We start from the raw sequence: 11,970 nt of genomic DNA, 5'->3' as shown, positions 1-11,970 counted from the left end.
CGGTAAATTACCGCCCAGAGGGCGGCGTTACGTAAGTTCTAAAAACAATAAATTGTCAAGAGTTATCATAGCAGTTGCTATAATAACCTCCTAATTACTTTGGCAGTTGCTATAAAATCAGGTCGGGTCGATAGCAGAGCACATTAACTATGACGAAAATATACTACTAGAGTTCCGCATTTTTAGAAATTGCCCTGGAAGTTGCGATCGCCAGTTCGATTAAATTATCGCAGTCTTAAAATCTCCAATGCTCAACGCACTCGCCGCCACTCCGTTGAGAGTCGCCAAAAGTTGACCGCTACTGGCAATAGCGATCGAAGTCACATTATTATTAGAGGCGATCGCGAGTTCTCCAAATGTTAACCCCCCAGATAACCCGATGGAATCTTGACCTTGTTGAAAATCTATAATTGTGTCGCTTCCCTGACCTGCTACTAACAGAAATACATCGTTACCTGAACCACCAGTGAGAGTGTCATTACCTATATCTCCACTGAGAAAGTCATTGCCACTACCACCAGTCAAGCTGTCATTTTCCTTACCGCCATAGATCGTATCATCGCCAATACAACCATCAACTAGATCGTCATTATTATTACCAAATAATAGGTCGTTACCGTCACCGCCGCAGAGGGTGTCATTCTCTTTTCCTCCATAGATTGTATCGTTGTTAATGTCGCCAAGGATTAAATCTGCATCTTCATTACCAAAGATTAAATCGTTGCCATCTCCTCCCAGAATGCTATCATTACCTAAGTTGCCGTAGATGGTATCATTTCCATTTTCACCTAATAATAGATCGTTGTCTTTACCGCCGAAAATGCTATCGCTATCGATGCCACCAAAAATAGTATCGTTGCCACTATCTCCCCGTAACAAATCATTGCCATTGCCGCCAATTATAGCATCGCCGTCTTTGCCTCCATAAACGGTATCGGCCTCTGTACCGCCGTCTATGTAATCATTTCCCGTGTTGCCAAATAGCACGTCGCTGCCGCTACTACCACTGAGGTTGTCATCATTTTCCATGCCGTAAATTGTGTCACTTCCACCAAGTCCATCGATCGCATCGTTAGCTGTACTACCCATCAGTAAATCATTAGAGTTAGTGGCACTAACGGCGTTATCAGGGATGTTGGGAGTAACGATGCTGCTGGAACGGGGTAGAATGAAGCGATCGCAAAGGCAATTGTCACTACCTGGTGTAGGTGTAGGCGTGGGTGTAGGTGTTGTTGTTGGCGTGGGTGTAGGCGTGGGTGTAGGCGTTGCTGTTGGTGTGGGTGTAGGCGTTGGCGTTGGCGTGGGTGTAGGCGTTGGCGTAGGCGTGGGGACTGGCGTAAGCGAAAACTCGTAAGCGCCGATATCTGCGATCGCACTCCCATTACTATCACCATCTTGAGGCCGAGTTGCACCACGCTGATCCGTAGCAGGCGCATCTGCATTTTTACCCGCATCAATTGCCGCACTTCCTGTTAGCAATGCCACCGTCTGTAAACCACCACCATTCTCTTGTAATGGGCCCAGTTTTGGGTCAGCTTGCAAGACATTAGCCGTAATATTGGCATTATTAAAGTTATTGGTAATTGCCGGCCACTGTAAATTCCCGCCACCATCAGTAAAATAAGGTGATGGATTCTCGGAAAACCCTTTTCCATCCGAGGCATTTTGCTTGTTATTAAAATCATTATTTGCCGTATTATTGGCAACAATCGTATTAGTCAGCGTGATATTCGTGCTGCCAACAATCCCCCCGCCTTCCCCTCCGGCTTTGTTCCCAGCAATCGTTGTATTTACAATCTTCTGATTGCTAGTTGTTGCGAAAAATAACCCGCCTCCTAAACCACTGGTATTACTTGATGAAGCTACTGCTTGATTCCCAAAAAATGTAGTATTAGTAATCGTACCGGGTGATTCTTCTCCTACCCATAACCCACCGCCCTGAGTCTCAGCTAGATTATTACTAAAAGTAGTCTTACTGATAGTATAAGCAGTATTTCCAATCCGTACTCCACCACCTAAAGCATCATTTCCAGAGCCTTTTTGTACCTGATTATTTACGATCGTGCTGCCTTCAATTACCACCCGATCGGGGGGATAGGCAAACAGAAACATCGCCCCCCCTTGTCCTTTTCCTTTATTGCCTTCAAAGCGACTGTTGCGAATAGTAATCGTGCCACCGATAGAATCATCAGTAATTTCACTCGCCCCATCGGTGTAAATTGCACCACCATAACCATTGGTATTTGTACCACTGCCAGCCGTCGTATTATTATTGAGGAAAGTTGAGTTTTCTACTGTTAGATTACTTAAAAGATTATTGATTGCTCCGCCGTTAATTCCTTTATTGTTACTAAAAGTAGAGCCTTGTACGGTGAGAGAACTGCCGCTTTTAGTTGCGATCGCGCCTGCACCTTGTTCTTTATTAGCCGATGTGCCTTCGTTGCCATCAAAAATACTGTTAGTCACAGTATTGGTACTTTTAAAGCCAGTATAAAATCCTCCAGCAAAGCCCGCAATATTATTTTTAAATTGGCAATTGTCTACTGTTAAATTGCTGGTGTTGCCGCCACGAATCCCTGCACCTGCACCTGTAGTTTCATCGCTACCCGTAAGCTTACCATTGGCAATAGTTAGATTTTTGACGGTAAAAGTTACACTTCCTACATCCATAACACGAGATGCGTTATTGCCACTAATTGTTAAATTCGTAGCAGCAGCACCATCAATAGTCAAGTTTTTGTCAATAACCAGTTGACCGCTGGTAAGCACAATTGTCTGATTAGCTAAACTGGGGGCAAATACAATCGTATCTCCAGAGGCAGCAGATGCGATTGCAGCCCTCAAGGAACCCGCACCGCTATCATTATTATTGGTAACACTAATACTAGCTAAAGCACGTTTATAACCAGATTCTACCTCTGGGTTTAAGCCTAAAATAGCTTTGGTTTCACCTTGAGAAAACTCCAAATTAGTTGATGTAGAAATAGTAGACATCCTGTTAATTACCAAAAAGTGTTTGCTTGTAGACGAACCTCTGAAATAATACCAGGACTTACACAAAACTATCAGTAACGCCGCCATCTTGGCGGTGATTTTACCGCCAGGATGGCGGCGTTACGTAATCGTGCGTAAGCCCTGATATAGCAACTGCCAAGAAAGTTAGGAAGTTCTCGTTTCCAGAAACCCTTAATTAAGCATTTCTTCTTCCCTAGTCCCTAGTCCCTAGCCCCTAGCCCCTAAATGATTACCTGCTTGAAATCTTCAGGGCTAATCACCATTGCCGCTACTCCCTTGAGAGTCGCTAAAAGTTGACCGCTACTGGCAACCGTGATTAAAGTTGCATTATTGTCAGAGGCGATCGCGAGTTGTCCAAATGTCAACTCACCTGATAATCCTATCAAATCTTCGCCTTTTTGGAAATCCATAATTGTGTGATTTTCCTGACCTGATTTTAGCAGAAATACGTCATTGCCCGAACCACCAGTAAGGGTGTCACCCCCTAGATCGCCGCTGAGGAAATCATTACCACTACCGCCAGTGAGGATGTCATTTCCCTTACCTCCGTAGAGCGTATCATCACCATTACACCCATCAACAAGATCGTCGTTATTATTCCCAAATAATAGGTCGTTGCCATCACCACCACAGAGGGAATCATTCTCTTTGCCTCCATAGATTGTATCGTTGTCAATGTCACCAAAGATTAAATCAGTGTCTTCATTGCCAAAGACTAAATCGTCACCGTTTCCTCCCAGTATGGTATCAGCACCCAAGTTGCCATAGATGATATCATTTCCATCTTCACCTAATAATAGATCGTTGTCTTTACCGCCGAAAATGCTATCGCTATCGATGCCACCAAAAATTGTATCGTTAGCACTATCCCCTCTAAGTAAATCATTACCATCGCTGCCAATTATAGCGTCGTCATCTTTGCCTCCATAAACGGTGTCGCTATCTGTGCCGCCGTCTATGTAGTCATTTCCTACATTGCCAAATAGCACGTCGCTACCACTACCGCCGCTGAGATTGTCATTATTTCCCATGCCGTAAATGGTGTCATTCCCAGCAAGTCCATCGATCGCATCGTTAGCGATATTACCCATCAGTAAGTCGTCAGAGTTACTGCCAGCAACCGTGTTGTCGGTGGTGTTGGGGGTAATATTGCTGCTGCTGAGACTGGGTAGGGTGAAGCGATCGCACATACAATTGTCAGTGCCGGGTGTTGGTGTTGGCACTGGCATTGGTATTGGTGTCGGTGTCGGTGTAGGCGTGGGTACTGGCGTGGGTACAGGTATCGGTGTAGGCGTGGGTACAGGTGTCGGTGTAGGCGTGGGTACAGGTGTCGGTGTAGGCGTGGGTACAGGCGTGGGTACAGGCGTGGGTACAGGTGTCGGTGTAGGCGTGGGTACAGGTGTCGGTGTAGGCGTGGGTACAGGTGTCGGTGTAGGCGTGGGTACAGGTGTCGGTGCAGGTGTGGGTACAGGTGTCGGTGCAGGTGTGGGTACAGGTGTTGGTGTAGGCGTGGGTACAGGTGTGGGTGCAGGTGTTGGTGTAGGCGTGGGTACAGGCGTGGGTGCAGGTGTCGATGTGGGTACAGGAGTGGGTACAGGCGTGGGTGCAGGTGTTGGTGTAGGTGTTGGTGTAGGCGTGGGTGCAGGTGTTGGTGCAGGCGTTGGCGTTAGCGAAAATTCGTAAGCTCCAATATCTGCGATCGCACTCCCATTATTATCACCATCTTGAGGCCGAATAACTCCTCGCTCGTCAGTAGCAGGTGCAGTCGCATTATTTCCCGTATCAATTGCCGGACTTCCTGTCAGTAAAGCATGAGTAAGAATGCCGCCACCGTTATCTTGCAATGGCCCGATTTTCGGGTCAGCAATAGTAATTCCTGGTAAAACATTTTGATCGTTGCCGAAATTCGTAAGTTTATCGGGCCATTGCAAATTATTTCCACCGTCGATGAATTTTCCTGCCGCATTTTGCTGAATCTTGAATTGATTTTGTGCAGTGTTATTAACAAAAATCGTATTTGTGAGAGTAACCTGTTGACCATCAGCCACCGTTATGCCGCCACCAACCCATCCAGCATCATTATTCGCAATAGTTGTATTGGTAATTGTGGCAGGGCCATAAAGCACCATTCCGCCGCCAACATTGCTAAATCCAGTCCCCGTTACTTTGTTGCCAGAGAATGTACTATTAGTAATTGTGGTGAGAGCTTTATCCATCCGCAAACCGCCCCCCTGACCCTCGGCTGTATTGTTAGCGAAGGTAGTATTCTTGATAGTCAGACCCTTGTTTAGGGTATTGCTAATAGCATACAAACCACCTCCATTTCCACCTTCTCCCCCAGCAAGTGCCACAACCTTGTTATCTCTGTAGGTGCTGTCTTCAATAATTACATTATCTTGGGCTCCGGTAAACAGATGGGTTGCTCCTCCTCCTCCCTTAGCCGTGTTACCTTGAAACAAAGTTTTGCTAATGCGAATTGTGCCGGAAGCTTCATTGATTGAACTAGCGCGATCGGTGTAAATTGCCCCGCCATAACCTCTTAAAAAGGGATTAGGTTTGCCTGTATCGAAAACGGCAGAGGTAGTATCATTGTTGATAAATCGCGAGTTTTCAACTGTTAACTTACCGTTAAGGCTGTTAATTGCACCGCCGTTAATTCCTTTATTATTGGTGAAGTCACTGTTAGTAACAGTAAAATTTTTGGAACTCAAGAAACCGATTGCACCTGCACCGCGTTCATCATTCCCTGCTGTTGCTATGTTGTTGTTGAATTTACTGCCCGTTACTGTTAGGTTATTATTGAAATTGGCAAAAATTGCACCGCCACCCAGATCGGCAACATTATTGTTAAACTGAACGTTTTCTACTGTTAAAGTTACTTCGTCAGTTGTGCCAATCGCACCCCCTCTATTGGTTGTTTTACCGTTAGCAACGGTGATATTTTTGAGGCTAAAAGTTGAGGGAGTAACGACATTAGCATTAACAAAAAAGACGCGAGAGGCGTTGTTACCGCTGAGAGTTAAACCAGTGGCTCCACTTCCATCAACAATTAGGTTTTTGCCAACTGGAATATCAAGCTGACCGCTGGTGAGGGTAATAGTTTGACCTGCAAGATTAGCGGCAAATTGAATCGTATCTCCTACCCCTGCATCAGCGATCGCTTGTCTTAAAGAACCAGCCCCACTATCATTAGTATTAGTAACAACAATGGTAGCTAAATTACCTTTGTAAGCCTGCATTACCTCTGGAGTAAGAGCTGAAAATGATTCAATTTCTCCTTGAGTAAACTCTAAATTCCAATCGCCACCACTGCCCGTTATATTAGTAGAACTGGCAATGTCAGCCCCGGTTATTTGGCTTAATTGCTGTACAAAATCAGCGCCAACTCCGTCAGCAACATCGCACCCATAAAGCATGATATCTGCCTTGTCACTTAAGGCTGATTTCCACTGCTGTAATTGGCTTTGATATTGTTCAATAGTGTCGCTACTCAGTTGAGAATTTCCTAAATAAAGACAACCGGGACTACCGTGAGAAAAAATGTGAATGGTGTCAACTTTACCGTAATCAGCAGCATATTTTTGAATTTCGGAAGTAATTTGTTCGATCCCATTTTTGTTGCGATCGAGAATAATTACCTGTTCCCCTGGAAGCACCCCACTAGCAAGCGATCGGTAGTCAGTTACGGCAGAGTCAATAAAGACTAAGGAAGGCGCAGAAACATTTTGAATTGAAGCCAGAGTGTTGACTGAAGTGACAGTAGAGGTCATTTTTCATACTCCATTAAGGGCATTTATTGGTAGATACAGCCCTGGAGTAAGAAGATCGGGTTTCTTCATAAGAACACCATAGCGCATAATATTTGTGGTTAGCACTATGCAAAAAGTATGATTATTTTCCTATCCTCGAAGTCGCTAATGTAGCTAATTTTTGAATAAATGCTATAATAGCACCTCTTAAAAGTAAGTAAATTCAGATTATAGTCTAATATCGCGATAAAAATTCTAGAAAAATATGCCATGAAAGAAGTATTAAAAAATTTGGAGGATTTGGATTTTTATTCTTACGAAGAACCAACTTTAGTTCCCATCATTCAGGCGTTACAGTTGAATAATAATTCAGTTTGGTTAACGGACGGAAGATATAAGAGATTGGACACATTGTCTACAATATTATCTCCCGAAGCAGATGAGCTTATGTGTAATGCGATGGACGATGGTGATGAATTTTTGTATCTATACAGACCCTTACCTCTACATCGTTGCTTTTTTTTCGATAAAGAGGATTTGTATGAATATCCACCCATGATATTTGAAGATGATTACTTATGCAAGAGTCTAAGAAGATATGGTATTATCGTCGAGGATATAAATGAATATGAGGATTTTGAGGGGAATCTTCATCTGATTAGCAATATAGGTGATTTCTTGATTTGCCCTGCAAAATTTAGATATTCATTTATTCACAACTGTTTGAAATGGCAGGTTGTTATAGCAAGAATTCTTTTAATGCTAAATGTTGTTCTATCTCAAGTAGGTAGTAATGAAAGATTTTATGTACTCCGTGAAGAAGACGAAGAAGGAATTATTGTAGTTTTATTGGACTCACCCATATTTAATTTTTTACACGAAACTAAAGAAATAGAAGAGTCATGCTTGCCTAAGCCTATTGAGACATATTTTGAGAGCATTTTGCTTTAATACAGCAATTTAATTGAAATATTACTTACGCATCGATCCCCTAACGCCCCGTCCCGACGGCGTTGCAAACAATTATGCGTAAGTCTTATTAATTTTAAGACGGATTATCAGTGGATGATGGTGGTTTTTTGCCCACATTACGAATATTGATAATCTTGTTAAGAAGATCGTACCAAAAGCTAGCACCCATAGAGATAGCTATACCGCTCAAAATCCAGCCAGAAATCCTTTTGGTAAACAACGGCCATTCCCTACCATCAAATTCTTGATTTTTGAGGTTATTGGAATTCCAACCAATAGGTAATGATAATTTTTCTAAAGCTTGATTGACATCTGTTTGAATTTGTGCAAAATTATCTCGATTTGGTATAGTGTTGCGCGTAACTATCTCATCTGCATACTTATTCACAGTAGCACGCATGAGAGAATCTGTTGATAAATTGCCCACAATATATAATGTATCAGAATTAGTAGCAATAGCGATCGTAGTCCCAATCAAAAGAGCAACTCCTCTAGCATTGCGCTTATAAACGCCACCAGCACGCTCCATAGAACGGTCAAACCAAGCTTCTATTTCTTGCTGAAATCTAGTAAACTTTTCGTTGGTCTGTACTGTATCGTTTTCGGCACGCTTTGCCAGAATATATAGACTTTTTTTCAATGATTCTGGCATACTATTGATTGTTTCTTGAATTTCTTTGTAAATCGGACTATCTTCTTTGGCTTCAGTAATTTCTTGAACTGTTTCTTGAGTTTCTCTAACTTTCCTAATCGAATTTAAGACGTTACTCAAACTTGGTTGTAATTCAAGTAGCAGCACTTTCCGGTCAGAATAACTATCTAAACTCGATTTCAAAAATCCCATTTGCCACTGAAAATCTCTGCCGGCTAATTCGCTTTCAGGCAAATAAACTTGAGAATTTTGAACGTATATTCCCAACTTTTCAGAGATCCTATCGATGCTCTCGCTAAGAGTTGCCTGACTTTTCTTGAAATCTTCGACAATTTTATTTAATTCTTTTTGCAGCCAGATCAATTCCATGTCTAAAATTGGCTGAACTGATTCTCCCAGTTTCAAATTGTCCACAATAAATTTAACTTCAGCTAACTGTTGATCTTTAAATCTTTCCAGTCGTGTTTCGCTAATAGCTTTGACTAAAGAAGAAATTTTGATCGTATCCAGCAAGCTACTTGAAAAACTCGCAGATGCAATGTAGGAAGGGCCACTAGATTTATCACCAAAAGCATTTTCAGTTTTGGTAATGCGGCGGTACAATGCGCCGAGTTGATGGGTGATCTTGCGGAATAGTTTAGATAGGGAGCCTTTCGCTTCCTGATTCAAATCGTTAACGATTGGGTTGTCGTAAATCAGATTAGCTAAGTCTTTAATTCGGTTAAATTCAGCTTCGTCAGTTATGGTGTCACCGCCACCTGAGATCAGCACTTCTATTGATTTCTTTAAATGTTCAGCCCGCCATTGCAGAACTGTGGCGATTAGTTCCTGAATTTCCGTAGCTAGCAAGCTTAAACTGAGGTAAATAAAAATTAAGCCGATGACAATATCTAAAATTACAGGTAAGTTCATAGGGAAAATGCGATCGCGAATTGGAAATGGGCAATGGATAGGGTAATCTTAACAACAAACCGTAAATTTACTTATGTCTGGTCAAATCTTTCGCCGGGACACTGGCAAGTTGAAAACTCGCCTGAGTGAAAATTGGATTGATGGACTTTGGATTTTCGGCTTACTAGCGGCGGCTGTATTGATTTTCGCGCTAAATCTGGGCGGTTTGCCTTTGCGAGATTGGGATGAAGGTATTGCGGGACAGGTGGCCCGCGAGATGTGGCGTGGGGACTTAAATTGGCTGTATCCGACGGTAGGGGGTACGCCGTATCTGAATAAGCCGCCATTGGTACATTGGCTAATAGCGCTGTGCTTTGCTGTTGGCGGGGTAAATGAATGGATGGCTAGGCTGGCACCGGCGATGCTGGCAGCAAGTTCTGTGCCCTTGCTTTATGCGATTGGGCGGGAGTTGTTTCTGCAACGTCTGAGTGCGATTTTTTCGGCTTTGGTGTGCTTGACGCTGCTACCAGTGGTGCGTCATGGGCGTTTGGCGATGTTGGATGGGGCGGTATTGTGCTTTTTGCTGATGATGGTGTTGTGCGTGTTGCGATCGCGCCGCAATTTACGCTACGCTCTAGGCGCTGGCATTGCTTTTGGTTTGATTTGCCTGACTAAGGGCGTTTTATTGGGATTGTTGTTAGGCGCGATCGCGTTTTTCTTCTTGCTATGGGATACCCCCCGACTCCTCACTTCTCGGTATCTCTGGACTGGTTTCGCGATCGGCATTTGCCCGGTAATTGCTTGGTATACTGCCCAATGGCTGCACTACGGCCCACAATTTCTCAGTGCTAATTTGTTAGACCAATCTCTGCGCCGAGTCTGGGAATCTGTAGGAAATCATAAAGGGCCGCCTTGGTATTATTTATTAGAAATTTTAGAATCAGCTTGGCCTTGGCAGTTATTTTGGTTATTAGGATTGCGGCAAGCTTTACAAAATCGTAATTTTGCTTGGGGAAAATTAGTATTAGTTTGGACTGGAATTTATTTGGCAGCAATTTCGGCCATGAGCACTAAACTCCCTTGGTATGTTTTACCAATTTATCCAGCTTTTGCCTTAGTAGTTGGTCACTATTTAGCTGAAATTTGGCAAGTTAATGATATCAGGAAGGAAGAAGGAAAAGAAGGAGAAGATGAGGGACAGAGTAGCAGAGGGGCAGAGGGGAAATTTCCCTCTTCTATCTCCCCATTTCCCCCACTCCCCCGCTCCCCATCTCCCTCGCTCCCCTTCACTCTCTGGCCTATTTTTGCACTGTTATCTGCTGTTGCAGCGGCGGGTTGCCTATACTTTAGCGGTTTGGTGAAATTAGGAGAAACTTTTGCACCTGTTGAGCGAGATTTGCAGCTAGTTCTAATAGCTTTCGGCTTGACTATGGCGATTGTGGCTATGCTTTTACGGCAACAAGATCGGCAATTTATCTTGATTTTATTTTGGGGAACTTACGTCTCGCTGTTGTTATTGGTGATGTCGAATAACTGGGTTTGGGAATTAGCGGAGGATTATCCTGTCAAACCGGTAGCCGAAATTGTCCGCAAAGGTACAACCGCCGGTCAAGAAGTTTTGACATCTCACCGCTATCCTCGACCTTCCCTAGATTTCTATAGCGATCGTCGTGTTATTCCTGCTAAATTTGAGGAACTAAAACGCGAATGGGAAACTTCTCCTCAACCTTATTTTTTGCTCCATCGCTCCGTCTTAAAAAAGTTGGCTTTAGAAAACATAAAGGTTGTGAAAACTACGGGAAATTGGGTTCTAGTTACGCGAATAGTTAACGTTTAACTGCGAACAGTTAATATCTCTGACTCTGACTCAGTGCAATAAACTTCGCAAGAATTGTTTGGGCTCTCAATCAGCTTGATCTTATGTAGCTGTGCTCCTAAGTCGTGGATCGGCGATCGCAGCAACTCTCGAATATAAATCGCAATATTCTCTGCCGTCGGCACAACCTCAGCAAAATAAGCGATATCCTTATTTAAAAAGGTGTGATCTAAGGGATCGACTACATATTCGTCAATCGCCTTTTGTAAAGCTACCAAATCCACAATCATGCCCGTGCGTTCATCCATTTCCCCTTTGACTGTCACTTCTAAGTGATAATTGTGACCGTGACCATTAGGGCGAGCGCATTTGCCATAAATTTCCGAGTTTTCCTCATAGCTAAGCTTGGGATGAGCGAGTCGGTGAGCTGCGCTAAAGTGGGTGCTGATAGTCAGATAAGCTTCCATTCCATTTCCTAAATAATCGGCCCAAAGTTCGGGGTGTTCAAACAGTTGAATACGAGTCAAAGGTAAGTGCGGTGCGAGGCGCTGCCAAATTACCCTAGCAATGTTTTCAGTGGTTGGCAAAGTTTGCTCAAACTCTGGCCAAGCTTGGTTGAGATAAGAAAAGTCTAGGTGATTGGTGACTTCCCGCTTGATGACGTGCTTGACATTCGACAAGTTGAGCACCATGCCGTAGCTATCGAGTTCGCCTATCATCGAAACGTATAGGACGTAGTTGTGTCCATGTCCCGGTGCGCGTGCTGTGGGGCCAAAGCGATCGCTGTTTTCGGCTGCACTCAACTCTGGCAACCAGTAGCGGTGACTTGCTGAAAACTGTGCCCGCCTATTGATAACGCATTGCATAAACGCAGT

General features: G+C 43.6%; 6 protein-coding genes. 2 read left to right on the top strand and 4 right to left on the bottom strand.

What is annotated here, in order from left to right; all coding sequences use genetic code 11:
- Nucleotides 1-219: 219 nt before the first annotated feature.
- Both PY364_RS00605 and PY364_RS00600 read right to left on the bottom strand, forming a co-directional pair.
- The gene (locus tag PY364_RS00605) at nucleotides 220-2,994 is read right to left on the bottom strand and encodes a calcium-binding protein (protein WP_275519486.1); all 2,775 of its coding nucleotides are present in this window, start codon (nucleotides 2,992-2,994) and stop codon (nucleotides 220-222) included.
- A gap of 242 nt (nucleotides 2,995-3,236) precedes the next feature.
- On the bottom strand, nucleotides 3,237-6,785 hold the full coding sequence (locus tag PY364_RS00600; protein ID WP_275519484.1) for a DUF4347 domain-containing protein: 3,549 nt from the start codon (nucleotides 6,783-6,785) through the stop codon (nucleotides 3,237-3,239).
- Nucleotides 6,786-7,034: 249 nt separating this feature from the next.
- On the opposite strand from PY364_RS00600, the gene PY364_RS00595 reads away from it, so the two are divergent.
- The gene (locus PY364_RS00595) at nucleotides 7,035-7,715 is read left to right on the top strand and encodes a hypothetical protein (protein ID WP_275519482.1); all 681 of its coding nucleotides are present in this window, start codon (nucleotides 7,035-7,037) and stop codon (nucleotides 7,713-7,715) included.
- Nucleotides 7,716-7,809: 94 nt separating this feature from the next.
- Here the strand turns inward: PY364_RS00595 and PY364_RS00590 are convergent, their stop codons facing one another.
- Nucleotides 7,810-9,300, bottom strand: a complete 1,491-nt coding sequence (locus PY364_RS00590) for a hypothetical protein (protein WP_275519480.1) — start codon at nucleotides 9,298-9,300, stop codon at nucleotides 7,810-7,812.
- A 73-nt stretch (nucleotides 9,301-9,373) separates the two neighbouring features.
- Here PY364_RS00590 and PY364_RS00585 point away from each other — a divergent pair, with 73 nt between their 5' ends.
- Nucleotides 9,374-11,116 (top strand): glycosyltransferase family 39 protein, encoded by a 1,743-nt coding sequence (locus PY364_RS00585; protein ID WP_275519478.1) that lies wholly within the window; start codon nucleotides 9,374-9,376, stop codon nucleotides 11,114-11,116.
- Here PY364_RS00585 and PY364_RS00580 read toward each other — a convergent pair.
- Entirely contained in the window at nucleotides 11,113-11,961 is an 849-nt protein-coding gene (locus PY364_RS00580) for a 6-carboxytetrahydropterin synthase (RefSeq protein WP_275519476.1), read from the bottom strand. The two genes, PY364_RS00585 and PY364_RS00580, sit on opposite strands and share 4 nt — an antisense overlap.
- Between the last annotated feature and the right edge of the window lie 9 nt (nucleotides 11,962-11,970).

The sequence above is a fragment of the Kamptonema sp. UHCC 0994 genome, assembly GCF_029167235.1.
Lineage (GTDB): Bacteria > Cyanobacteriota > Cyanobacteriia > Cyanobacteriales > Microcoleaceae > Kamptonema.
This window is presented reverse-complemented; position numbering and strand designations above follow the sequence as displayed.